This window comes from Escherichia sp. E14S1, from assembly GCF_004211995.1.
GTDB lineage: Bacteria > Pseudomonadota > Gammaproteobacteria > Enterobacterales > Enterobacteriaceae > Escherichia.
Genome location: NZ_RHJQ01000003.1, coordinates 449,395 through 474,478 on the forward strand (window position 1 = coordinate 449,395; position 25,084 = coordinate 474,478).

The following is a 25,084-nucleotide window of genomic DNA, read 5'->3' on the forward strand; positions in this document are numbered from 1 at the left end:
AAAGAATTAAAAAGAGGCTGCGGGTTGCAGACTGACTTTGATGTCAGCCGGTGCCGCGTAATAAGGCGCGGAAGTAATAAAAAGGCGAATGCCGCAGTCGAGGTAATTTTTGAGTGTCGTCAGATTAATTCCGCCGGTCAGAGCCAGCGTGCAGTGGGGAGCCAGCGACGGCGCTATTTGCGCAATTTCAGTTGCCTGCTGCGGACTAAATTTGTCGAGCTGAAGTTCGTCTGGTTGCGCACGTAACGCGGCGATAGCCTCTTCAGACGTGTCGGCTTCAACAACAATTTTCTTCTCGGGGGCGTGGCGACGTAACTGGGCGATTGCGCCCGACCAGTCCTGATTGTCAGCAAGAAAATGACGGTGGTTGGCGAACAATAATATAGTTTCCGCACATCCGGCACGGTGAATCAGCCCGCCAGCGGCAATGACAGCTTGTGTTGCCAGCAACCGGGTTCCAGGGATAGCTTTTCGGGTGCAGGCGATATTGCCGTCAGGATAACGTTCACGAAGCAACGCCAGCATTTGAGCGAGATAATCTGAGACGCCGCAACTCCACTCCAGTACGTTCTGGACCGCTTTCCATCCCTGATGAAGCGCAGCAGCGTCGCCGTGGGCATGGATCAGCCGCTGACCTGCATCCGCTTGTGAACCGTCGCTGACCGCGTCATCAATGGTTAACCCCAGCGTGGTTAACATCTTACACGCGACAGAAACGCCGCTGACGCAGCCGCCCTGGCGGTGAAAAAACGCAATATAGCCAGGCTGGTGTCCAATATTTAATGCCCGCGTGGTCAGGTCACCGCCCTGGATATCTTCCAGAAGTAACGCATCGATTTGTGCCTGAGAAATGAAGATCATCGCAGTGCCTCCGGCGGCACGCTATCCCACCAGATGAGCGCCCAGTCGCGGCTGGCAGGGGCGAGGGCACGAGCATCTTGTTGTTGATACCAGCGATATAACCGTTCACGCTCATCGTCGTTAAGCGCGCCAAGACTCCAGCTGACGTTCTGCTCAAAACGTTCCCAGGTGCTGTTATCCTGTTGGCAATTTTGTCCACGGATAAAATCGACGTGAGCATAAATTCCCATTTGATACAGGACGTTGAGCGCAAAGATATAGTTGGGTAATTCGATCACTTCCCGACCTGCCGCCCGCTGAATGGCCGGGGAGACGAACGAGGTGCTGACCAGATGGGTGGTGTAGACGCGCAGCCGTGCCTGATTATTCAGTTTGCTCATTGCCTGGCGCATATCAGCCACCAGTGTGGATCGGGAAGCCACGGCAATATCGCAGCGTGGCAGGTCACTCCAGTCCTCTTCCCAGGCGCGCTGGATCCAGTGGACATTGTCTGCCTTCAGCGCGGCGGCGCGGCGGGCGGCAACGTTCAGCATCCCCTGACTGTAATCAACGCCATAAATCGTAGTGAGTTTGTCAGCCAGCGCCAGCGATACGGTGCCTGGTCCGCAGCCCATATCGAATAAGGTCTGCGCGCCTTGCAGGTCAATTTTAGCGATCAGTTGTTGCAGGTAGCTGTCCGTTGGCGAGGCACAATTTTCAGCCATTTTCTCCGCCCGTTGATCCCAGTGATCGGGCGTTTTTTCTGTGCGGTGAGCTAGTTTGAGTTGCTGCAGATAAAGGTCTGCAAAATCAATATCATCAATGAGCATGATTGTTCCTTAGCGGCTAATTGCAGAGAGGTGATGATGAATTTGGTCGGCAGAAACCCGATACAGGGCCGCCAGTTTGTTCGTTGTTAACTGTTCGGTCGGTAAGCCTTGTGTTACTCGTCCATCTGGCTCTACCTGGATAATGCTGTCGGCAATGGCGTTGGCATGGAGCGGATGGTGAGTCGACATTAACATTGTCATGCCGTTATTTTTTAGCTGCGCCAGCGTGTCCAGAAGTTGGATCTGATGACCGAAATCGAGGCTGGAGGCGGGCTCATCCAGTAACAACAAGCGCGGTTGTTGGACGAGTGCACGGGCGATTAAAGCCAGCTGGCGTTCACCACCGCTAAGGGTATTCCAGCGTCTTGTCGCCAGATGCAAAATACCCAGCTTTTCCAGTTGTTCCGTTGCTTTCAGGCGTTCTTGCCTACCGGGAACGGAAAAAGCGCCCATGGTGGGGGCCAGGCCCATCAACACCATATCCAGCACACTGAAAGCAAAAATACCGTCGTGCGCCTGCGGTACCCAGGCAATTGCTTGCGCGCGCTGGCGATGGCTAAGTGTATGAACAGGGATGCTATCCAGTAAGATCTCGCCCTTTAATAACGGAATAACGCCAAGAATGGAGCGCATGAGTGTGGTTTTGCCGCAACCATTGGCGCCAAGCAGACAACAAATTGTTCCTTGTGACAGGGCGAAGGAAACGTCACTTAGCACCGGATGGCGGGAGTAACCCAGAGACGCATGACGGACGGCAAGCAAAGTCACTGGCGACCTCCGCGTAACAACAAAAGCAGGAAAAACGGTGCGCCAACAAAAGCGGTCAGAATGCCGAGCGGGATTTCTGTTGTCCCAATGCTGCGCGCCAGCGTATCGGTAAGCAGGAGCAGAATCGCGCCAGTACACATTGCCATGGGCAACTGTTGCTGATGGTTATGACCGGTCAACAAGCGAGCAATGTGCGGAACGACCAGACCAACCCAACCAATAATGCCCGCTATTGCTACCGTGCTGGCGGTGATTAGTGTGGCGCAGACAATCAATCCTAATCGCAGACGTGCAACATTCAGCCCCAGCGAGCGGGCTTCGTCATCAGAAAGCGTGAGTAAATTCATGCGCCAGCGGAGGAATAGCAGAGGAACAGAGCCAGCCAGAATGAGCGGTGCCGCGTAGTAAAGGTCGCGTAAGGTCACCGTAGACAGGCCACCGAGTAGCCAGAAGGTAATCGAGGGCAACTGGGTATAGGGATCGGCCAGCGTTTTAATTAGCGATATCCCCGCTCCACACAGCGTTCCTAACGCAATGCCGACCAGCACCAGCGTGAGCACCGGATCGTGACGAGTCACCCGACATGTAATCAGCCAGACGCCTGCGACCACCAGCAGACCGCCGAAAAATGCATAGAGTTGGATGTAAGCTATCGATAATCCCCACAGGATTGCAGCGCAGGCACCAAGTCCGGCACCGGCGGAGACGCCTAAAATATCCGGTGAAACTAAGGGATTACGAAACATCCCCTGATAGGTGGTTCCGGCGCCTGCCAGCGCAGCGCCCAGTAACAACGCCGCCAGAATGCGCGGCACGCGGATTTGCCAGAAGACAATTTGTTCCTGCACAGGAATATCTTCTTGACGAAGAATTAGCGCCAGCAGTTGCTGCATATCGAGATGATAAGCCCCATTTACAGCGGCAAAAGTGATACTGATAGCTGCCAGCAGCAGAATACATCCGTTCGCGGTTCTCATTAGCTCGCCACCATTTTTTGATAGTCGGCGTCACTTAATGGGCAATGCCAGAACAGTTGAGCGTAACGTTGCATATCGTTTTTAAACTGGCTGTTGACTGCGGGATCCAGCCAGGCGTGGAGTCTGCGCAATCCCAGAAGACGGTTGATTCCCGGCGGGGCATCCAGCCAGCCGAAAGGCAAGCCACTCAAAAACAAGATGCGATGTTCCGCAACGGCTTTTACGCCCTGCCAGAGAGGATCGTTACGGATAAAGTTTGCAGTCACAGCATCCTGAACCAGAATAATATCCGGCTGCCAGCGCAGTAGATTTTCCATGGAAACCTGTGCCAGGCCGTGGCGATCGGCGATTTGCGCGACGTTGTGCAAACCTAATAATTCCGCCGCCTCGGTATGCAACGAACCCTGTAAGCCCGTTTCCAGCCCTCGGGGACCGCGCGCAGCATAAAAGCGGAGGTTAGCTGCGGGTGAGGTGGAGAATGCCTGAGCTTCACCGACGAAGCGGCTGGCGAGATTGGCTTGTTCTGCGGTGCGGTGCTCTTCGCCTAATGTTTTGCCCAGCGTTGTTAACTGTTCTGCCGATTGCTCCAGTTTCCCATTAAGCAATAACCAGGGGATTTGTGTCTGTTCGCTAACCTGCCGTGCCTGGGAGAGCCAGGTTTCATCCGTATTGCCGCAATCAACGACCAAATCGGGCTGCAATGCCATAAGCCCTTCCATTGAAAGCGAACTGGCACGCCCGGCGAGTCGTCCAAGTTTAGGTAAATGACGTATTGCCGGAGTTAATGGAATTGCCGCCTCGCGAGCAAAGTCAAAAGAAGAAAAACCGACCAGTTTTTCTGGCGCGACAGCCAGCAAAAGCAGATCGGCAGGCGCACCGGCACTGACAATACGCGTAATTTTTTTGGCTTCAGGAAGCGTCAATGAGGCCCAGAATTTAACTGATTGTGCAAAGGACGGCAGATGATGCAGGAACAAGGTAGACGCAAGAGCCTGCGTAAACATCCGTCTGGTTAGTGACATAAGTAATATCCTGACAATTAAAACCGCTATATATTTACATATATATCGATAAAGATCATGTTTGATGTCAAGATTTGTCTAAAGAAACAGAATGATCTGCTTATTTGCTAAACAACGCTTTGTTCAACAAGAAAATTGTCAGGGAGAATGCGTGAGTGGCGAAAAATATAAATAGAAGAGTAATGATTAATAAATTGATAATGTAAAATTAATATCTTCTCTGATATAAGAAAATTAAGACATAGATCGTATAATAATCGATGTTTGGTTTTTCGTGGAAAAAAAGAGCAATGCCAATTTTATGCGCGCAATGGCATTGCCCGATATACAGCAAAGTTAAGACGTAGGTTCCGCTTCTTTTTGTTTAACCGGCTGTGTGGTTGATTTACCGGTCGGACGCGTTGCCGGAACGTTGTCACACGGTTGTTCTTTCGGGCAGATCAAATCGAGCATTTTCAGCGTGACGCCATTGGTCCAGCCAAAGCCATCCTGCAACGGGTATTCGCCACCGCCGCCACCTGTTCCGGTGGTACTGACATCATATTTCTCGACCAGCTTCTTCTCCCGGTCATAAGTGTGCTGAACATTGGTCAGGAAGTGCCAGCTAATGTCCATCGCCACCTCGTTCTGCCCGTAGTTTTGCAACCCTTCTGTCGCGACCCATTGCAGGGGAGCCCAACCATTTGGCGCATCCCATTGCTGTCCACTTTTAACCGATGTGGTGTTCAGTCCGCCTGGTTGCAACAGATGTGTTTTAGTGGCAGCAGCCATTTTGGTCGCGCGATCTTTTGCCGCTGCATTGACATAAAGCGGGAACAGGGCGGCGGCAGTTAACTGATTGCGTACTTTATCGCTCTTCAGATCGTAGTCGGCATACCAGCCATGTTGATCGTTCCACAGGTATTTTTCGATCCCTTTCTGACGGGCATCGGCGAGCGTTTCATATTGGCTGGCCATCGCGTTATCCCCGGCGACTTTACTGGCGCGGGAGAGAATTTTCTCCATCTTATACATCAGACTATTGAGATCGACCGGTACGATGCTGGTGGTGCGTAACGTATTTAACTGCTGCGGGTTGTCCATCCAGCGTGAACTGAAATCCCAGCCAGACGCGGCGGCAGAACGCAGATCGCGGTAAATTTCAGTGGCAGGGCGGTTCGGATTACTTTTGGCGGTGGCAATATCTTCTACCCACGACTCCGGACGTGGCGTATCGTGGTCATCCCAATAGCGGTTAAGAATAGTGCCATCCTTGAGTTTAACAACGCGTTTTTCCTGTTGCCCGGCCTGCAGGTTTTCAATACCGTCCATCCAGTACGCGTACTCTTTTTGCAGTTGCGGCAGATATTGTTTCAACGCGTCGTCACCTTCATGTTGCGCGAGTAACTCTACCATCAAGGCAAAAAAGGGCGGCTGCGATCGGCTCAAATAATAGCTGCGGTTACCGTTTGGAATATGCCCATAAGTATCTATTTCATGACCAAAGTTTGCCACCATGTCCGCCACTTTATCCCAGTGACCGCTTTCGGCAAGCCCCAGCATGGTGAAGTAACTGTCCCAGTAATACACTTCGCGAAAACGACCTCCCGGCACGACATAGGGCTTCGGCAACGGCAACAGAGAATCCCATTGTTCGGTACTTTCGGTAGAACGGGTTAACACCGGCCAAAGTCCGTCAATGTGTTCGCGCAGTGACTGCCCCTTTGGAGGCACATATTTTTCTCCCTCTTTCGGCAGGGTGAAATTGACGTTAACGAAATGGCGCAGATCGAACCCGCTCTGATTCTGCTGCATCCGGTAGTCTGCGAGGATCATTAATGGATCGCTGTTAGGAATGGCATCGGCAAAAGTTTTTTGATCAGGAAAAAGTTTGGCGTTTTGCACATCGTTAAACAGAGGGCCTAACAAAATATCAGGCGATTGTGGCGTCACCGGTGTTTCTTCTGCCTGTGCAGATAGCGCGGTGGCACACAATAATACGGCAGCAGGTATTAACGCCACTTTCTGCGAGCGACGAGGGACAAGTGGTTTCATCAATCATTCTCCTTTGGCGATACCGAACAAAACGGTATTCAAGTATCAGAAAACCTTAGTTCAGGATCGCCGTAAGAGCATGATTGAAATCTTTTTCTGCGAACTGACAGACAAATCTAATTTAACTCTGATGCCTGAAGCATTGTGCTTTTACATCCAGCGTTAGCGTCTCTTCAGGTTGAATCGAATACAGCTTCTCTCCCTGCTGACAAATCCAGCCAATACCCAGTTCACGGGCAATTAGAGCGCTGTGGGATACCGGACTTCCGGCACTAAGGCAGATGCCCTTAACGACTGTCGGATCCAGTTGAAGTACCGTGGAGGGATAAATGTTCTCCGCCAGTAAAATGGTCGGCGCGCTAAACTGAGGGAGTTCTTCTTTTGTCTGTGTCAGGTGGAGCAGGGTGCGATGCAGAAGATCGTCCACATCAATATAGCGAGCCTGCAAATATTCATCATCAATCTGCTGGTATTGCTGGCTAAGTTCTTTAAGAACCTGCTGCCAGGCATACTCCGCCGTGCAATGTTCATGCTGAAGGAGTTCGCTTGCCGCTACCCGCAGTTCAGGATCGTCTAATAGTGTATGGTGGCCGGAAAAAATTGCTGCGATATCGTCGAGCCCGCTTGCTTCTGCCTTTGCCGTTAACGTCATCAGATCTAACAACGTGAAGTCAATTGCCTGGCGTAACCGTTCCTGTTCTTCTTCCACGCTCAGTGATGATTTTGCCTGTACTGTGCATAAAACAGGTTGATAATAAAAGGCTTTGCCTGTGACAGGCGGAACTGGACGCAGAGTTGGCGGTGCTATCTCTTCCATTTCACCAAAGTTATCTTCAGCCAACTGGCGAAAAGCGGCTAACGCCTCTTCAGCCTCTGGCCCTTTTGCAATCAGGCGCAGCGTATCGTTACAGCGGACTTGTAACAGCGCAATCTGGTTAATACTCTCCGGTGTTACGCACTTACCGTTTTTCTCCAACAACATGTCTGCATTAAATGTCGATAAGGTATAGACCAGTCGGGAGGCTGGACGGACGTGGAGTCCGTTACGGTTTTTAATCACCACTGCCAGAGAACGGGCTTCTTCATCGTGCGAGGGGCATATGTCGGAGATTTCAGTAGCGGATGATGGTAAACCCAGTTGTTCTCGTTTGGCTTCCAGCGCATGCATGGCGTCATGGATGACTTTGTCGATATCCGCTCCCGAGGCTGCGCTAACGGCGGCTGCTAACGTTCCTTCGACCAACGGTGCAGCGCACAAACGTACTCTCGCGGCGATCTCTGGCGCCAGCAATTCCAGTGCGGTTTCTGCACTCAATAACGCACTACCCATATCCATCATGACCAACACATGGTCGGCATCGGCAACGGATTCGATGGCTTCCATCACTTTGACGGCATCTGTACCGATGGGATTCTGCGGATCGTCAATTCCTGCGGCAATGGCGATTTTACAACTATCGCCCATTAACATCTGGCGAGCTAATTCACCGACACCTTCTCCCAGTCGGGCGCTATGTGAAACTATGACCAGGTTTACCATCACCAATTCCTTACTCTTTTGCGGCTAACGCCAACATTTGCATCATAAACATCACGGAGGTTGCACCAGGATCCTGGTGACCAATACTGCGTTCACCGAGATAACTGGCGCGGCCTTTGCGGGCTTGCATCGTAATCGTGCTTTGTGCGGCGGATTCCGCGACGCTACTGGCGGCTTCGAGCGCCGCCGGAACAGAAAGGTTTTGCTCACTGGACTGGCGTAACGACTCAACCACCGGCCCCCAGACATCGCACATGGTTTTATCGCCGGGTTCTGCTTTCCCCCGGCTGATTACGCCGTCTGCGCCATCACGGAACATCTGATAAAGCTCTATCAACGTCAGGCTTTGACGTGCCTGAGTTGCCTGTGCCGCACGGATAAAGAACGTACCGAACAGTGGGCCGCTGGCACCGCCGACGCTGGAAAGCAACGTCATGCCGGTATTCTTGAGAATGAAACCGATGTCTTTATCCGCGATGGCAGGGAGTTTTTCCACCACTTTGCTAAAGCCACGATTCATATTTAGCCCGTGGTCAGCGTCGCCGATTTCACGATCCAGCCCGGTAAGATAATCGCTCTCTTTGCTGAAAATTTCTCCACAGCGAGTGAGCCAGGTAACAATTTGAGTTCTGCTCAGTGACATGGTTATCTCCTTATTTACCCCAGTTAAGCGCCGGGGTGTGGACCGGGGCGTCCCATAACGCCAGCGTTTCGTCATCAACTTTCAGTAAGGTGATGGAAAAACCGGTCATGTCCAGTGAGGTGCAGTACGCGCCGATTAAATTGCGCTCGATAGTCAAGCCAGCTTGCTGGCAACGCGTGGTCAGGCGGTTATAGACGCCATACAGTTCAGAAAGCGGTGTCGCGCCAAGATTGTTGACCAGCGCAATCACTCGATCGCCAGACTGAAGCGGTTGTTTAGTTTGCGTCTCTTCCTGCCAGCTACCTTGTCGATAATCCCAGAAGCGCAGCGTGCGGTGGTATGTGCCATTTTGCAGCAGCGTGTCGAACATTTCATCGACAGTTTGATCAAGAGAGGAGAAGGGGCGGCGGTCAATACCCGGCTCACCATGAATGCCGACACCAAATTCCATTTCATTATCTGCCAGCGTAAAAGAAGGTTTGCCTGCAGCAGGAACGGTACAGGCACCGAGGGCGATACCAATAGAGTGGCCCTGATTGTTCAACTTACGCCCCAGTTGTGCACAAGCCTCCAGCGAGTCGCCGCGTTCTGCCGCTGCGCCAACAATTTTTTCAATTAATACTGTATTGGCAACGCCGCGCCGCCCGGCGGTATAAAGACTGTCTTTTACTGCAACGTCGTCATCAATGACCACGGTGGTCACTTTTACGCCACTATCGTGCAGTAATTCGGTCGCTGTCTCGAAGTTAAGAATATCGCCGGTATAATTTTTGATAATCAGCAGTACACCTTCGCCACCATCGATTTGCATGGCACATTCAAAAATTTTATCGGGCGTCGGTGAGGTGAAAATTTCGCCCGGACACGCCCCCGAGAGCATACCTTGGCCAATATAACCACAGTGCATGGGTTCGTGTCCGCTGCCGCCGCCCGACAATAACGCCACTTTTCCTGCAATTGGCGCATCGACTCGGGTGACATACACCGGATCCTGATGCAGTGCCAGCGAAGGATACGCTTTCGCCAGTCCCGCCAGTTGTTCGTTCAGTACGTCTTGCACATCATTGATCAATTTTTTCATTATTTTGCTCCAGCAATTAGGGTAGGGCATGGATGATGTTCAACGACACGGCGACCACTGACTGCCGGTAAATCCATTGTGCATCAGGGAAGGGAAAAGAAAATTAACCCAAATTATGTTTCATAATGAAACATATGCTTTAATAAATGTTCCATAACGGAACAATGCCGAATCTGGATAAGTAAATTTGCGATGCGGAACACCTTTTTGTCATAAGGGCAGCAAATATGAATGACGGTTTTAACAACCAGCAACAGAGCGTATCTCCCTTGATAGCAGCATCCTGGGAGCGATGCCGCAAGCTGATGAAACGGGAGTCATGGAGCGTACCGCATCAGGCTCGGGGCGTGACATTTGCTTCTATCTATCGGCGTAAGGAAGCGATGCTTGCTCTCGGGCAAGCGGCACTGGAAGATGCCTGGGAATATATGGAATCGCGGGCGTGCGGACTGTTCATCCTTGATGAAACCGCCTGCATCCTTAGTCGTTATGGCGATCCGCAAACGTTGCACCAGCTTAGTGTCCTGGGATTCAATGACGGCACGTATTGCGCAGAGGGAATTATTGGTACTTGTGCGCTATCGTTAGCGGCTATCTCCGGTCAGGCAGTGAAAACGATGGCCGATCAACATTTCAAGCAGGCGCTATGGGATTGGGCATTTTGCGCAACGCCACTGTTTGACAGCAAGGGCCGATTAACGGGAACGATAGCGCTGGCATGTCCGGTTGAGCAAACCACCGCAGCCGATTTGCCGTTGACGCTGGCAATTGCGCGCGAGGTAGGAAATTTACTGCTGACAGACAGTTTACTGGCTGAAACAAACCGGCATTTAAATCAGCTTAACGCCTTGCTGGAAAGTATGGACGATGGCGTGATTAGCTGGGATGAGCAGGGTAATTTGCAATTTATCAATGCCCAGGCGGCGCGTGTTTTGTGTCTGGACGCGACGGCAAGTCAGGGAAGGGCGATCACTGAGCTATTAACGCTACCAACCGTATTGCAACAGGCAATAAAGCAAGCTCATCCCCTCAAACATGTGGAAGCGACTTTTGAAAGTCAGCACCAGTTTATTGATGCGGTCATTACCCTTAAACCGATAATTGAAACGCAAGGGACCAGCTTTATTCTGTTGCTCCATCCGGTAGAACAGATGCGGCAGTTGATGACCAGTCAATTAGGAAAAGTCAGCCATACCTTTGCTCATATGCCACAGGACGATCCGCAAACCCGCCGGTTGATCCATTTTGGCCGCCAGGCGGCGCGCAGCAGTTTCCCGGTGCTACTCTGTGGAGAAGAAGGCGTTGGCAAAGCACTGTTAAGCCAGGCCATTCACAATGAAAGCGAGCGTGCGGCGGGTCCCTATATCGCGGTTAATTGCGAGTTATATGGCGATGCGGCGCTGGCGGAAGAATTTATTGGTGGCGATCGCACGGAGAATGAAAATGGTCGTCTGAGTCGGCTGGAACTGGCACATGGCGGCACGTTGTTCCTTGAAAAGATTGAATATCTGGCGGCAGAGTTACAGTCTGCGTTGCTCCAGGTCATCAAACAAGGCGTCATCACAAGACTGGATGCGCGGCGTTTAATACCCATTGATGTCAAAGTGATTGCCACTACAACAGCGGATCTGGCGATGCTGGTGGAGCAGAATCGCTTTAGTCGCCAGCTTTATTACGCGCTTCATGCATTTGAAATTACCATCCCTCCTTTGCGGATGCGGCGCGACAGTATTCCGGCGCTGGTGAATAACAAATTACGCAGTCTTGAAAAACGCTTCTCTACGCGTCTGAAAATTGATGACGATGCGCTTACTCGCCTGGTTTCTTGCGCATGGCCTGGCAATGATTTTGAACTTTACAGCGTCATCGAGAATCTTGCGCTGAGTAGCGAAAACGGACGCATTCGTGTCAGTGATTTGCCGGAACACCTGTTTACTGAACAGGCGACAGATGATGCCAGCGCTACACGCCTTTCTACCAGTCTGTCATTCGCGGAAGTTGAAAAAGAAGCGATTATTAACGCGGCCCAGGTTACTGGCGGACGTATTCAGGAAATGTCGGTTTTACTCGGGATTGGTCGCACTACGCTGTGGCGAAAAATGAAGCAATACGGCATTGATGCGAGTCAGTTTAAGCGCCGTGGATAGCGGGAAAGTAGGCACTCTCCCGCGTATGACTTGCTAATTAATAGCGACCATGACTGCCATGATTTGGCCCACCATTTGAAGGTGGCATTGGCTTACCGGAAGCCGCAGGACCTCGCGGGCCATCGTTGTGGCGGTGATGATGGTGAGGAACACAAGCACTTAACAGGCTCGCAAAGACAATTGCTAACAGACTGAAGGTAAATGTTTTTTTCATGACAAACTCTTGAACGGTTAATGCACTGTGATTGTTATCACATAAAAGCCGCATTGTTAATATTGCCAGGAGTCTGATTATGGGTTTCGGTAACTCAGAATTGAAAGAAGCAGCGTAGCAGGCGTAAAAAAGCCATTATGTGCGACTCACATAATGGCTCGTTATTAACCGCCAGGATATTACGCGGAATTAGACGTTGAACAGGAAGTTCATCACATCGCCATCTTTAACGATGTAGTCTTTACCTTCTGCACGCATTTTGCCCGCTTCTTTCGCACCTTGTTCACCTTTGTAAGTGATGAAGTCCTCAAACGAGATGGTTTGTGCGCGGATAAAGCCTTTTTCAAAATCGGTGTGGATTTTGCCAGCAGCCTGTGGTGCAGTTGCACCAACCGGAATGGTCCATGCGCGCACTTCTTTCACCCCAGCGGTGAAGTAAGTTTGCAGGTTCAGCAGTTTATAACCGGCACGGATCACACGGTTCAGGCCCGGTTCTTCCAGCCCCAGTTCCTGCATAAACTCGTCACGTTCTTCGTCGTCCAGTTCGGCAATGTCAGCTTCAACAGCAGCACAAACCGGAACCACAACAGAACCTTCTTTCGCCGCGATTTCACGCACCTGGTCAAGATACGGGTTGTTTTCAAAACCGTCTTCGTTGACGTTGGCGATGTACATCGTTGGTTTCAGCGTCAGGAAGCTCAGGTAACGAATCGCCGCTTTCTCTTCAGCGCTTAAATCCAGCGCGCGCAGCATGCCTGCGTTTTCCAGCTGTGGCAGGCATTTTTCCAGTACCGCCAGCTCGGCTTTCGCGTCTTTATCGCCACCTTTGGCTTTCTTCTGTACGCGGTGAATCGCACGTTCGCAGGTGTCGAGATCCGCCAGCGCCAGTTCGGTATTGATAACTTCAATATCGTCCGCCGGGTTAACTTTGCCGGAAACGTGAATGATATTGTCATTCTCAAAGCAGCGAACAACGTGGCCGATCGCTTCGGTTTCACGAATGTTGGTCAGGAACTGGTTACCCAGACCTTCACCTTTCGACGCGCCTTTTACCAGACCGGCGATATCGACAAATTCCATGGTCGTGGGAAGCGTACGCTGCGGTTTTACGATTTCAGCCAGTTGATCCAGGCGAGGGTCAGGCATTGGTACGACGCCCGTGTTCGGCTCGATGGTACAGAATGGAAAGTTGGCCGCTTCAATACCGGCTTTGGTCAGCGCGTTGAACAGGGTAGATTTCCCGACGTTGGGCAAACCGACGATACCGCATTTGAATCCCATGATTTAAATCACCTTAATATCTTAATAATCAACCTGTTATCACAAACAGATTGCAGAAATGGAAATAACTTTGCCTATTATACACGGCACTCGGCAAAAATGCCGCAGACAACGACTTATTGCGCTTTAAAGGCGTGCAATCGGTTCGTTGCTTTGGTCAAACCATCTGTAAACCACATTTCAGTACAACGCGCCGCTTCGTCGATGGCTTCATCAATTAACTTCTGTTCACTAACAGGTGGTTTGCCTAACACAAACCCGACAACTTTGTTTTTATCGCCCGGATGACCGATTCCTATGCGTAAACGGTGAAAGTTAGGGTTATTACCCAATTTACTGATGATGTCTTTCAGTCCATTGTGACCACCGTGGCCACCGCCCAATTTAAATTTGGCGACGCCCGGAGGCAGATCCAGTTCGTCGTGAGCAACCAGAATTTCGTCCGGATTAATGCGGAAAAAACTGGCCATCGCTGCGACGGCTTTGCCGCTGAGATTCATAAATGTAGTCGGGACTAACAGGCGGACATCTTCGCCTCCGAGGGTAACTCGCGAGGTATAACCAAAGAATTTAGCCTCTTCGCGCAGGGGAGCGCGTAAACGCTCCGCCAGTAAGTCAACGAACCAGGCGCCAGCATTATGTCGCGTTGCGGCGTATTCAGCGCCGGGGTTCGCCAGGCCGACAATCAATTTAATCGTCACGTTTTTTTGTCCTGAGTGAGTACATAACTGGCGCGTAGTTTACTGGTTGCGGCCCCGCTTGACAAAAAACAGCGTGTTAAACGCAGATAACATAATAATTGCCAGTATCGACTATTAGAAAGTCAAGGTGTTCAGACGGTTATTTGTAAAGTTTTGTTGAAATAAGGGTTGTAATTGTGATCACGCCCGCACATAAGCCACAGGGTGTTGTCTATACTTTACACATAAGGAAGAGGGGTATTCCCTGTTACAACCCAGAAAGTTCCGGAGGTGACACATGAAACGCAAAAACGCTTCGTTACTCGGTAACGTGCTTATGGGGTTGGGTCTGGTGGTGATGGTGGTCGGCGTGGGGTATTCAATCCTCAACCAATTACCACAGTTTGATATGCCCCAGTATTTCGCACACGGTGCAGTGCTGAGTATTTTCGTCGGTGCCATTCTCTGGCTGGCGGGAGCCCGTGTTGGCGGGCATGAACAGGTGTGCGACCGTTACTGGTGGGTTCGCCACTATGACAAACGTTGCCGCCGTAGCGATAATCGCCGTCATAGCTAACAACTAAAGTAGTTTGCTGACCAGTCAGTTTGCGCTGACTGGTCAATTTAATGCCTTTCTTACAGATCAGCCATCGCTGCGCTGCGATTCGGGAAGAACGCCAGACGTCCCGGAATCGGTTGAATACCGGATCGGGCCATTGTACGCAGAGGCTGGAATTCCACGTTACACACGCGCAGTTCACACCCTTCAGGCAGGCGCTTCACAAAACGCTGGAACGCATCAAGACCACCGGCATCAAGCACCGGAACGGCATCCCACTTCAGAATAACAATCCGTTTTCCTTCCAGACGTGATTCCAGGTCGGTGAACAGACCTTCAGCCGCCGCGAAAAACAGCGGGCCAATAACACGCAAGACCAGCACATCATCAGGAACGTCTACTGCCACCGGCGCCAGACGAGTCATACGGGCGATACGGCGCATAAACAGCAACGATGCCAGAACAATCCCCACGCTGATGGCAATAACCATATCAAACAGCACGGTCAGTGACATACACAGCAGCATGACGATGATGTCATCTTTCGGCGCATGACGCAGCAAGTCGACCACTTTGTGCGCTTCACTCATGTTCCACGCCACCATCAACAGCAGGGCCGCCATGGCGGAAAGCGGCAGCCAGGAGAGCAGTGGTGCCAGTACCAGCAGGGCGAGAATAACCAGAATAGAGTGGATCACCGCCGAGATAGGGGAAGTTGCCCCAGCACGGACGTTAGCGGCAGAACGTGCGATGGCAGCAGTAGCGGTAATACCACCAAAGAATGGAGCGATGATATTCCCCAGCCCCTGACCGACCAGTTCACTATTCGCCTTGTGCTTAGTCCCGGTCATACCATCCAGTACGACGGCGCAGAGCAGAGATTCGATTGCCCCGAGCATTGCCATTGAGAATGCCGCAGGCAGCAGAGTGCGAATAGAATCCCAGGTTAGTGTGAATTCTGAATTAGGCAGGTCCCACGGCAGCACCAGTTGCGGCAGCAGTTGCGGAATACCGTTACCCTGAGAACCATCGGCCAGAACGTAGTGGAATTGCGACCCGATGGTAGCAACATGTCCGCCAAGCAGGTTAACAATCCCCATCACCGCGCAACCAGCCAGCAAGGCCGGAAGGTGACCAGGTAAACGAATACCCAAACGTGGCCAGAAAATCAGAATGCCCAGTGTCACGATACCAATCGCAGCATCACCCACATTAATGGTCGGCAGCGCCATAAATAATGCGCCGACTTTTTGTAGATAATGTTCCGGGACATGAGCCATTTGCAGACCGAGAAAATCTTTAATCTGCATGGTACCGATGGTGATCCCGATACCCGAGGTAAAACCTAAGGTGACGGAAACCGGAATATATTCAATCAGACGACCAAAGCGCGCCAGACCCATCAGGATCAAAAAGATCCCCGACAACAACGTCGCAACCAGCAGGCCTGCCAGTCCAAACTGTTGCGAAACGGGATAGAGAATTACTACAAATGCTGCAGTCGGACCGGAAACGCTAAAGCGCGACCCACCCGTCAGAGCTATGACAATCCCCGCAACGGCAGCGGTATATAAACCGTATTGAGGAGCCACACCACTGCCAATTGCCAACGCCATCGCCAGAGGAATAGCAATAATCCCAACGGTTATCCCGGCAATCAGGTCACGGGTAAACCGTGCGGCAGTGTATTTTTCTTTCCAGCAAGCGTCGATCAGAGCGCGGAAAGGCATCACATGTGAGGAAAATATTTTGTTCACAATAATGTTTCATCCGTGAGCGCATCATCTGTCAACTAAATGGCAGGTGAAGGAGGCATAGGTCATACAAATGGATATTACAGACAAAAAAACCCGCCGCAGCGGGTCTTTGAGCCGGGTTCGATTAATGTTCGAACATGGCAGAGATCGATTCTTCGTTGCTGATACGACGAATCGCTTCGGCCAGCATACCTGACAGGGTCAGAGTACGCACGTTCGGCAGTGATTTGATTTCATCGCTCAGCGGAATGGTATCGCAGACAACGACTTCATCAATTACAGAGTTACGCAGGTTGTTCGCCGCGTTGCCAGAGAAGATCGGGTGAGTCGCGTACGCAAATACACGCTTAGCACCACGTTCTTTCAGAGCTTCAGCAGCTTTACACAGCGTACCGCCAGTGTCGATCATATCATCGACCAGTACGCAGTCACGACCTGCAACGTCACCGATGATATGCATCACCTGGGAAACGTTCGCACGCGGACGACGTTTGTCGATGATTGCCATATCGGTATCGTTCAGCAGCTTAGCGATAGCGCGGGCACGCACAACGCCGCCGATGTCCGGGGAAACCACAATCGGGTTATCCAGATTCAGCTGCAGCATGTCTTCCAGCAGGATCGGGCTACCAAATACGTTATCAACCGGAACGTCGAAGAAACCCTGAATCTGTTCAGCGTGCAGATCCACTGTCAGCACACGGTCAACACCGACGCTGGAGAGGAAGTCTGCAACCACTTTCGCAGTGATTGGTACACGAGCGGAACGGACGCGACGGTCCTGGCGCGCATAGCCAAAGTAGGGGATAACAGCGGTGATACGACCTGCGGAAGCACGACGCAGGGCATCAACCATCACGACTAATTCCATCAGGTTGTCGTTAGTAGGGGCACAAGTGGACTGGATGATGAAAATATCACCACCGCGTACATTTTCGTTAATTTGTACGCTGACTTCGCCGTCGCTAAAGCGACCTACAGCGGCGTCGCCGAGTGAAGTGTACAGGCGGTTGGCAATACGTTGTGCTAGTTCCGGGGTGGCGTTACCAGCAAAAAGCTTCATATCAGGCACGAGAAGAACCTCAGGCATGCGTCCATTGGTGGAAAGAATCTGCCGAAAACTGTGCGGGCCAGGCAATATTCTTTCCAGGCGGTGTATTAAAGAGCGCGATGCAACGTCTGGAACAAGGTGACGTTGTCACCGAAACTCAGCTTGCCCGGCTTAAAGCATGGCTCTGTGCAATGGGGAAAGATTGACACCTTTCGCCACAAAGCCATTGAGCCATTCCGGGGCTTGCTCTAGCACCTGGCGGGCTTCAGACTCTGTATCAAATTCAGCAAAGACACAGGCCCCTGTCCCAGTCAGGCGCGACGGGGCGTATTCTAACAGCCAGGAAAGCACCGCATCAACCTCGCGAAAACGTTTTCTTGCGATAACCTCGCAATCATTGCTGAATTCACATTTTAGCAACGTTTCTATTGACCTTTTCGCCGTGTTGCGCGGGAGTTCGGGATCTTTAAAAATCATTGGTGTAGGAATACTCACGCCAGGGTGCGCAATCAGATACCATTTCTCTGGTGGATTCACCGGCGTTAATATTTCGCCGACCCCTTCGGCAAAAGCAGCATGACCACGGACAAAAACCGGAACATCTGCGCCCAGCGTCAGACCGATTTCTGCCAACTCATCAACACTCAGTCCGCATTGCCACAGATGATTTAAAGCTACCAGAACTGTTGCGGCATTGGATGAACCACCGCCCAGACCACCACCCATAGGCAAACGCTTGTCAATGCTGATATCTGCACCACTTCCTTTCGGAAGACGCCCACTGGCGGCGGCTGCTTTCATCAACAACCGTGCCGCGCGAACAATCAGGTTATCTTCGTGTTCCACACCTTCAACTGGCGTTAACAGGCGGATTTCCCCATCGTTGCGAAGTTCAATGCTGATAGTGTCGCCGTAATCCAGAAACTGAAACAGCGTTTGCAGCGTGTGGTAGCCGTCCGCACGCTGACCGGTAATGTATAAAAACAGATTAAGCTTTGCCGGAGAGGGCCACTGAGTCCGCATTATTTCACTATCCAGTTATCCATTTTTAACTTGATGCGCTGACCGCCTTCGGTGAGTTCCATATTGGCAGGCATCGCAGGTTGCGTTTTAGTGTCATAACCGCCGTATACCACTTTCCATTTTTTACCGTTCTGACTATAGGTAATTTCGCTCAGGCGGTACTGGTCGTCCAGTTTGTAGTCGGTTGCATCACCTGGCAAACCTAAAATCCACTGGCGCAAACTGTTGAGCGGAATCGGCATTCCGGTCAATTTGCCAATCATCTCTTCGGCGTCATCGGCGGTGTAACGCTGGCCTTTATTGTCCACTAACTGCACATTACCCGGCTGGGCATTCAACTCCAGCTCAGTGCTGCCCAATGGGTTAGTCAGCAGCAGACGGTAGCGATCCTGGCCAGTTTGCTGCCAGAAGAAACGGGCATACACTTTTTGTTGGTCAGAAATATAGGCAAACGCACCGCGTGTCTGGTACTGATTCAGGTTGCGCACGTCTTGCTGATGCTGACGCCACTGTGGCGAATCCGGGCTTTTGCCCGGACCTTTCGGCGTCGTAACGGAACAGGCCGTGAGCACGAGAGCAGCCAGCGGTAGCAGGCGGATAAAGCGAAAATCGGGCAGGGGCATAATAATGACAAGTCCTTGAGATACGTTGCAGTTATAACCCTTAATGCTAGCGTTACCGTCAGCCATCGTCTATGTTCAAGTTGTCTTAATTGCCAGAATCTAACGGGTTTAGGCAATTACTCCAAAAGGGGGCGCTCTCTTTTATTGATCCCGCGCATCCTGTATGATGCGAGTAGACTAACCATATCAACGTTGGTATTATTTCCCGCAGACATGACCCTTTTAGCACTCGGTATCAACCATAAAACGGCACCTGTATCGCTGCGAGAACGTGTATCGTTTTCGCCGGATAAGCTCGATCAGGCGCTGGACAGCCTGCTTGCGCAGCCGATGGTGCAGGGCGGCGTGGTGCTGTCGACGTGTAACCGCACAGAACTTTATCTTAGCGTTGAAGAGCAGGATAACCTGCAAGAGGCGCTCATTCGCTGGTTGTGCGATTACCATAATCTCAACGAAGAAGATCTGCGTAATAGCCTCTATTGGCATCAGGATAACGACGCAGTCAGCCATTTAATGCGTGTTGCCAGTGGCCTGGACTCATTGGTATTGGGCGAGCCGCAAATCCTCGGCCAGGTAAAAAAAGCCTTTGCCGATTCGCAAAAAGGCCATATGAAGGCCAGCGAACTGGAGCGTATGTTCCAGAAATCTTTCTCCGTGGCGAAACGCGTTCGCACTGAAACGGATATTGGCGCCAGTGCAGTATCTGTTGCATTTGCGGCTTGTACGCTGGCGCGGCAGATCTTTGAATCGCTCTCTACGGTGACCGTATTGCTGGTTGGCGCGGGCGAAACCATCGAGCTGGTGGCACGTCATCTGCGCGAACACAAAGTACAGAAGATGATTATCGCCAACCGTACTCGCGAACGTGCCCAAATTCTGGCAGATGAAGTCGGCGCGGAAGTGATTGCCCTGAGCGATATCGACGAGCGTCTGTGTGAAGCCGATATCATCATCAGTTCCACCGCTAGCCCGTTGCCGATTATCGGTAAAGGCATGGTGGAGCGCGCATTAAAAAGTCGTCGCAACCAACCGATGCTGCTGGTCGATATTGCCGTTCCACGCGATGTTGAGCCAGAAGTTGGCAAACTGGCGAATGCCTACCTTTACAGCGTTGATGATCTGCAAAGCATTATTTCGCACAACCTGGCGCAACGTAAAGCCGCCGCAGTTGAGGCGGAAACTATCGTTGCTCAGGAAACCAGCGAATTTATGGCGTGGCTACGCGCACAAAGCGCCAGCGAAACCATTCGCGATTATCGCAGCCAGGCTGAACAAGTTCGCGATGAGTTAACCGCCAAAGCGTTAGCTGCCCTGGAACAGGGCGGCGACGCGCAAGCCATAATGCAGGATCTGGCATGGAAACTGACTAACCGCCTGATCCATGCGCCAACGAAATCACTTCAACAGGCCGCCCGTGACGGGGATAACGAACGCCTGAATATTCTGCGCGACAGCCTCGGGCTGGAGTAGCAGTACATCATTTTCTTTTTTACAGGGTGCATTTACGCCTATGAAGCCTTCTATCGTTGCCAAACTGGAAGCCCTGCATGAACGCCATGAAGAAGTTCAGGCACTGCTGGGTGATGCGCAAACCATCGCCGACCAGGAACGTTTTCGCGCATTATCACGTGAATATGCGCAGTTAAGTGATGTTTCGCGCTGTTTCACCGACTGGCAACAGGTTCAGGAAGATATTGAAACCGCGCAGATGATGCTTGACGATCCGGAAATGCGCGAGATGGCGCAGGATGAGCTGCGTGAAGCTAAAGAAAAAAGCGAGCAACTGGAGCAACAGTTACAGGTTCTTTTGCTGCCAAAAGATCCCGATGACGAACGTAACGCCTTCCTTGAAGTGCGTGCCGGAACTGGTGGTGATGAAGCGGCGCTGTTCGCTGGCGATCTGTTCCGTATGTACAGCCGCTACGCCGAAGCCCGCCGCTGGCGTGTAGAAATCATGAGCGCCAGCGAGGGTGAACATGGCGGTTATAAAGAGATCATCGCCAAAATTAGCGGTGATGGTGTGTATGGACGTTTGAAATTCGAATCTGGCGGCCATCGCGTGCAGCGTGTTCCTGCGACGGAATCGCAAGGGCGTATTCATACTTCTGCTTGTACCGTAGCGGTAATGCCAGAGCTGCCGGAAGCGGAACTACCGGATATCAACCCGGCAGATTTGCGTATCGATACTTTCCGTTCCTCAGGCGCAGGTGGTCAGCACGTCAACACCACCGATTCGGCAATTCGTATTACTCACTTGCCGACCGGTATTGTTGTTGAATGTCAGGACGAACGTTCGCAGCATAAAAACAAAGCGAAGGCGCTTTCAGTGCTCGGTGCTCGTATCCATGCGGCGGAAATGGCAAAACGCCAGCAGGCAGAGGCTTCCACCCGTCGCAACTTGCTGGGTAGCGGCGATCGCAGCGATCGTAACCGTACCTATAACTTCCCGCAGGGGCGTGTTACCGATCACCGCATCAACCTGACGCTCTACCGTCTGGATGAAGTAATGGAAGGTAAACTGGATATGCTGATAGAACCGATCGTCCAGGAACATCAGGCCGACCAACTGGCGGCGTTGTCCGAGCAGGAATAATGGAATATCAACACTGGTTACGTGAAGCAATAAGCCAACTTCAGGCGAGCGAAAGCCCGCGGCGCGATGCTGAAATCCTGCTGGAGCATGTTACCGGCAAGGGGCGCACTTATATTCTCGCCTTTGGTGAAACGCAGTTGACTGAAGAGCAATGTGAGCAACTCGACGCGCTTTTAGCCCGTCGCCGTGCCGGTGAACCTATTGCTCATTTAACCGGTGTGCGTGAGTTCTGGTCGTTGCCGTTATTTGTTTCGCCAGCGACCTTAATTCCGCGCCCGGATACGGAATGTCTGGTGGAACAGGCACTGGCGCGATTGCCTGAACAACCTTGCCGCATTCTCGATCTTGGAACTGGCACAGGGGCAATTGCACTGGCATTGGCCAGCGAACGCCCGGATTGCGATGTTACGGCGGTTGACCGAATGCCTGACGCTATCGCTCTTGCGAAGCGCAATGCGCAAAATCTGGCAATCAAAAATATCCACATCCTGCAAAGCGACTGGTTTAGCGCGCTAGCCGGGCAGCAGTTTACGATGATTGTCAGCAATCCGCCGTATATCGACGAGCAGGATCCACATCTTCAACAAGGCGATGTTCGCTTTGAGCCACTCACTGCGCTGGTTGCGGCAGACAGCGGAATGGCAGACATCGTGCATATCATCGAACAGTCGCGTAACGCGCTGGCATCCGGCGGTTTTCTGCTTCTGGAACATGGCTGGCAGCAGGGCGAAGCTGTGCGACAGGCATTTATCCACGCGGGATATCATGAAGTCGAAACCTGTCGGGACTATGGTGATAACGAGCGTGTAACGCTCGGTCGCTATTATCGATGTTAAGTTTTACTACGCTGCTTAGCGTTCATCTCATTAGCATTGCGCTTTCTGTTGGGCTCTTAACCCTACGATTCTGGCTACGTTACCAGGAGCGTCCGCTGGCATTCGCTCGTTGGACGCGCATTGTGCCGCCGGTTGTCGACACGGTGTTATTGCTTAGCGGCATCGCGCTGATGGCTAAAGCGCACATCCTGCCATTTTCCGGGCAGGCTGAATGGCTGACTGAAAAGCTGTTTGGAGTTATCATTTATATCGTTTTGGGTTTTATTGCACTCGATTATCGTCGGATGCACAGTCAGCAGGCGCGCATTATTGCCTTCCCGCTGGCGCTGGTGGTGCTGTACATCATCATTAAACTCGCCACCACAAAAGTACCGTTACTGGGGTAAGTCATGAGATCGTTAGCTGATTTCGAATTTAATAAAGCACCATTGTGCGAAGGCATGATCCTGGCTTGCGAAGCAATCCGCCGCGATTTTCCCTCGCAAGATGTCTACGACGAACTGGAGCGTCTCGTTAGTCTGGCGAAGGAAGAAATTAGCCAGCTTCTGCCATTAGAAGAGCAGCTGGAAAAATTAATCGCGCTGTTTTACGGCGAATGGGGGTTTAAAGCCTCACGTGGTGTTTATCGTCTTTCCGATGCATTATGGCTTGATCAAGTGCTAAAAAATCGGCAGGGCAGTGCGGTATCGTTAGGCGCCGTTTTATTGTGGGTTGCTAATCGTCTCGATTTGCCACTATTGCCGGTGATATTCCCAACGCAGCTTATATTGCGCATAGAATGCCCGGACGGAGAAATCTGGCTGATTAACCCTTTTAACGGTGAATCATTAAGCGAACATATGCTGGATGTGTGGTTAAAGGGAAATATCAGCCCGTCTGCGGAACTGTTTTATGAAGACCTGGATGAAGCCGATAACATTGAGGTTATCCGTAAACTGTTGGATACGCTGAAAGCGTCGCTGATGGAAGAAAATCAGATGGAACTGGCATTACGCACCAGCGAGGCCTTATTACAATTTAACCCAGAAGATCCGTATGAAATTCGCGATCGTGGGTTGATTTACGCGCAACTGGATTGCGAACACGTTGCGTTGAATGATTTAAATTATTTCGTTGAACAGTGTCCGGAAGACCCGATCAGCGAAATGATACGTGCGCAAATTAACAACATCGCGCATAAACATATTGTGCTGCATTAATTAATCGACACTTTACTTAAGATTAAGGCGATCCTATGAAACAAAAAGTGGTTAGCATTGGCGACATCAACGTAGCAAATGACCTGCCGTTCGTGCTGTTTGGTGGTATGAACGTGCTGGAATCTCGCGATCTGGCGATGCGCATTTGCGAACACTACGTAACCGTAACCCAGAAACTGGGTATCCCTTACGTGTTCAAAGCCTCTTTTGACAAAGCCAACCGTTCCTCCATCCACTCTTATCGTGGACCAGGACTGGAAGAAGGGATGAAAATCTTCCAGGAACTGAAACAGACATTTGGCGTAAAAATTATCACTGACGTTCACGAGCCAAGCCAGGCACAGCCTGTTGCTGATGTGGTAGATGTTATTCAGTTGCCAGCGTTTCTTGCTCGCCAGACTGACCTGGTGGAAGCAATGGCGAAGACTGGCGCGGTAATTAACGTCAAGAAACCACAGTTCGTGAGCCCAGGCCAAATGGGTAATATCGTTGATAAATTCAAAGAAGGCGGCAACGATAAAGTGATTCTTTGTGACCGTGGCGCTAACTTCGGTTACGACAACCTGGTCGTTGATATGCTGGGCTTCAGCATAATGAAGAAAGTCTCTGGCAACTCCCCGGTAATTTTCGACGTTACCCACGCACTGCAATGCCGCGATCCGTTTGGTGCAGCTTCTGGTGGTCGCCGCGCCCAGGTTGCCGAACTGGCACGTGCCGGTATGGCTGTAGGTTTGGCTGGTCTGTTTATTGAAGCGCATCCGGATCCGGAACATGCGAAATGTGACGGTCCATCCGCGCTGCCGCTGGCTAAACTGGAGCCGTTCCTCAAGCAGATGAAAGCGATTGATGATCTGGTTAAAGGTTTCGAAGAACTGGATACCAGCAAGTAATCTTTTCTGCTTTGAAAACAAAAGCCTTATCGTTATACGATAGGGCTTTTTTCATGGTCAAAGAAGACAAAAAAGGCCGCAGGCTGTTACCCCTGCGACCGGTTTCGGGCGCACATTGCCATCACGGCAGCCTGACGCCCGTTTTCACCTTACTTCCGGCTACGCCACCAGCCAACAATCGCTGCGGTAATAATTCCCGCCAGGATCGGTGCTGCCAGGTCGTGCCAGAAAATCACGGCAAACTGCGCGAGCGTCATATAGCCGCCTTGTTGTAATGACAACATTTTGCGGCTATTCTTGAAGTGTCTGGTTTCAAGATTAGCCCCCGTTCTGTTGTCAGGTTTGACCTCTCAACGTGCGGGGGTTTTCTCTTTCCAGCAACCAATGCCACCAGGGATAAAGCCCCCGCAACATTGCGCCTCACCGGATAACTCCGGCTTGGTGTCGATACTACGTCTCAATTCATCTTCACTTCATCCCTGAAATGTGCGCAATG

Annotated in this window: 25 protein-coding genes; 8 read left to right on the forward strand and 17 right to left on the reverse strand. The window is 51.5% G+C overall.

The features are described from left to right. Positions 1–6: 6 nt before the first annotated feature. From modD to dhaK, 9 genes are all read right to left on the reverse strand, one after another. The gene (modD, locus tag D9734_RS04465) at positions 7–861 is read right to left on the reverse strand and encodes a ModD protein (RefSeq protein WP_130205643.1); all 855 of its coding nucleotides are present in this window, start codon (positions 859–861) and stop codon (positions 7–9) included. Continuing rightward, a complete protein-coding gene (locus D9734_RS04470; protein ID WP_130205645.1) occupies positions 858–1,670 on the reverse strand; it encodes a class I SAM-dependent methyltransferase in 813 nt (270 codons plus the stop codon). The genes modD and D9734_RS04470 overlap by 4 nt, the downstream gene beginning before the upstream one ends. A gap of 9 nt (positions 1,671–1,679) precedes the next feature. Continuing rightward, a complete protein-coding gene (locus tag D9734_RS04475) occupies positions 1,680–2,438 on the reverse strand; it encodes an ABC transporter ATP-binding protein (RefSeq protein ID WP_130205647.1) in 759 nt (252 codons plus the stop codon). After that, complete coding sequence (locus D9734_RS04480; protein ID WP_130205649.1) at positions 2,435–3,415, reverse strand: iron ABC transporter permease; 981 nt, start codon at positions 3,413–3,415, stop codon at positions 2,435–2,437. Before D9734_RS04480 ends, D9734_RS04475 begins: the two co-directional genes overlap by 4 nt. Beyond that, positions 3,415–4,437 (reverse strand): iron ABC transporter substrate-binding protein, encoded by a 1,023-nt coding sequence (locus D9734_RS04485; RefSeq protein ID WP_130205651.1) that lies wholly within the window; start codon positions 4,435–4,437, stop codon positions 3,415–3,417. Before D9734_RS04485 ends, D9734_RS04480 begins: the two co-directional genes overlap by 1 nt. Positions 4,438–4,773: 336 nt before the next feature. Further along, on the reverse strand, positions 4,774–6,471 hold the full coding sequence (locus tag D9734_RS04490; protein ID WP_130205653.1) for an alpha,alpha-trehalase: 1,698 nt from the start codon (positions 6,469–6,471) through the stop codon (positions 4,774–4,776). 121 nt (positions 6,472–6,592) lie between these two features. Further along, a complete protein-coding gene (gene dhaM / locus D9734_RS04495; protein WP_130205655.1) occupies positions 6,593–8,011 on the reverse strand; it encodes a dihydroxyacetone kinase phosphoryl donor subunit DhaM in 1,419 nt (472 codons plus the stop codon). Between the two features lie 10 nt (positions 8,012–8,021). After that, complete coding sequence (gene dhaL / locus D9734_RS04500; protein ID WP_130205657.1) at positions 8,022–8,654, reverse strand: dihydroxyacetone kinase subunit DhaL; 633 nt, start codon at positions 8,652–8,654, stop codon at positions 8,022–8,024. Between the two features lie 10 nt (positions 8,655–8,664). Next, the gene (gene dhaK, locus D9734_RS04505; protein ID WP_130205659.1) at positions 8,665–9,735 is read right to left on the reverse strand and encodes a dihydroxyacetone kinase subunit DhaK; all 1,071 of its coding nucleotides are present in this window, start codon (positions 9,733–9,735) and stop codon (positions 8,665–8,667) included. 227 nt (positions 9,736–9,962) lie between these two features. Between dhaK and dhaR the strand changes: the two genes are divergently transcribed. Then, complete coding sequence (dhaR, locus tag D9734_RS04510) at positions 9,963–11,882, forward strand: dihydroxyacetone kinase operon transcriptional regulator DhaR (RefSeq protein WP_130205661.1); 1,920 nt, start codon at positions 9,963–9,965, stop codon at positions 11,880–11,882. A 37-nt stretch (positions 11,883–11,919) separates the two neighbouring features. Here the strand turns inward: dhaR and D9734_RS04515 are convergent, their stop codons facing one another. From D9734_RS04515 to pth, 3 genes are all read right to left on the reverse strand, one after another. Continuing rightward, entirely contained in the window at positions 11,920–12,096 is a 177-nt protein-coding gene (locus D9734_RS04515; protein WP_165383448.1) for a hypothetical protein, read from the reverse strand. Between the two features lie 189 nt (positions 12,097–12,285). Beyond that, positions 12,286–13,377: a redox-regulated ATPase YchF gene (gene ychF / locus D9734_RS04520; protein WP_000505866.1), complete on the reverse strand. Its 1,092-nt coding sequence runs from the start codon at positions 13,375–13,377 to the stop codon at positions 12,286–12,288. A 116-nt stretch (positions 13,378–13,493) separates the two neighbouring features. Further along, positions 13,494–14,078 carry an aminoacyl-tRNA hydrolase gene (gene pth / locus D9734_RS04525; RefSeq protein ID WP_000152933.1) on the reverse strand — a complete coding sequence of 195 codons (585 nt, stop codon included), beginning with the start codon at positions 14,076–14,078 and terminating at the stop codon, positions 13,494–13,496. 277 nt (positions 14,079–14,355) lie between these two features. On the opposite strand from pth, the gene ychH reads away from it, so the two are divergent. Next, the gene (gene ychH / locus D9734_RS04530) at positions 14,356–14,634 is read left to right on the forward strand and encodes a stress-induced protein YchH (RefSeq protein WP_064528711.1); all 279 of its coding nucleotides are present in this window, start codon (positions 14,356–14,358) and stop codon (positions 14,632–14,634) included. Positions 14,635–14,693: 59 nt separating this feature from the next. On the opposite strand, the gene dauA is transcribed toward ychH, so the two are convergent. The 4 genes from dauA to lolB all read right to left on the reverse strand — a co-directional run bounded on the left by dauA (position 14,694) and on the right by lolB (position 19,070). Beyond that, complete coding sequence (dauA, locus tag D9734_RS04535; RefSeq protein WP_130205665.1) at positions 14,694–16,373, reverse strand: C4-dicarboxylic acid transporter DauA; 1,680 nt, start codon at positions 16,371–16,373, stop codon at positions 14,694–14,696. Between the two features lie 124 nt (positions 16,374–16,497). Continuing rightward, positions 16,498–17,445, reverse strand: a complete 948-nt coding sequence (prs, locus tag D9734_RS04540) for a ribose-phosphate diphosphokinase (protein WP_001298109.1) — start codon at positions 17,443–17,445, stop codon at positions 16,498–16,500. A gap of 150 nt (positions 17,446–17,595) precedes the next feature. Beyond that, positions 17,596–18,447 (reverse strand): 4-(cytidine 5'-diphospho)-2-C-methyl-D-erythritol kinase, encoded by an 852-nt coding sequence (gene ispE, locus D9734_RS04545; protein ID WP_130205667.1) that lies wholly within the window; start codon positions 18,445–18,447, stop codon positions 17,596–17,598. Continuing rightward, positions 18,447–19,070, reverse strand: a complete 624-nt coding sequence (gene lolB / locus D9734_RS04550) for a lipoprotein insertase outer membrane protein LolB (RefSeq protein ID WP_130205669.1) — start codon at positions 19,068–19,070, stop codon at positions 18,447–18,449. Before lolB ends, ispE begins: the two co-directional genes overlap by 1 nt. Positions 19,071–19,283: 213 nt before the next feature. Here lolB and hemA point away from each other — a divergent pair, with 213 nt between their 5' ends. The 6 genes from hemA to kdsA are packed head-to-tail and all read left to right on the forward strand — an operon-like array spanning position 19,284 to position 24,588. Continuing rightward, complete coding sequence (gene hemA, locus D9734_RS04555; protein WP_130205671.1) at positions 19,284–20,540, forward strand: glutamyl-tRNA reductase; 1,257 nt, start codon at positions 19,284–19,286, stop codon at positions 20,538–20,540. 40 nt (positions 20,541–20,580) lie between these two features. Next, positions 20,581–21,663 carry a peptide chain release factor 1 gene (gene prfA / locus D9734_RS04560; RefSeq protein ID WP_130205673.1) on the forward strand — a complete coding sequence of 361 codons (1,083 nt, stop codon included), beginning with the start codon at positions 20,581–20,583 and terminating at the stop codon, positions 21,661–21,663. Continuing rightward, positions 21,663–22,499, forward strand: a complete 837-nt coding sequence (gene prmC / locus D9734_RS04565) for a peptide chain release factor N(5)-glutamine methyltransferase (protein ID WP_130205675.1) — start codon at positions 21,663–21,665, stop codon at positions 22,497–22,499. Before prfA ends, prmC begins: the two co-directional genes overlap by 1 nt. Continuing rightward, positions 22,493–22,885 carry an invasion regulator SirB2 gene (sirB2, locus tag D9734_RS04570; protein WP_130205677.1) on the forward strand — a complete coding sequence of 131 codons (393 nt, stop codon included), beginning with the start codon at positions 22,493–22,495 and terminating at the stop codon, positions 22,883–22,885. Before prmC ends, sirB2 begins: the two co-directional genes overlap by 7 nt. Before the next feature lie 3 nt (positions 22,886–22,888). Further along, on the forward strand, positions 22,889–23,698 hold the full coding sequence (gene sirB1 / locus D9734_RS04575; RefSeq protein WP_001764444.1) for an invasion regulator SirB1: 810 nt from the start codon (positions 22,889–22,891) through the stop codon (positions 23,696–23,698). 35 nt (positions 23,699–23,733) lie between these two features. After that, positions 23,734–24,588: a 3-deoxy-8-phosphooctulonate synthase gene (gene kdsA / locus D9734_RS04580; protein ID WP_000811058.1), complete on the forward strand. Its 855-nt coding sequence runs from the start codon at positions 23,734–23,736 to the stop codon at positions 24,586–24,588. Positions 24,589–24,737: 149 nt separating this feature from the next. Here the strand turns inward: kdsA and D9734_RS04585 are convergent, their stop codons facing one another. After that, positions 24,738–24,845: a type I toxin-antitoxin system toxin Ldr family protein gene (locus tag D9734_RS04585; RefSeq protein WP_016265910.1), complete on the reverse strand. Its 108-nt coding sequence runs from the start codon at positions 24,843–24,845 to the stop codon at positions 24,738–24,740. Positions 24,846–25,084: the final 239 nt, after the last annotated feature.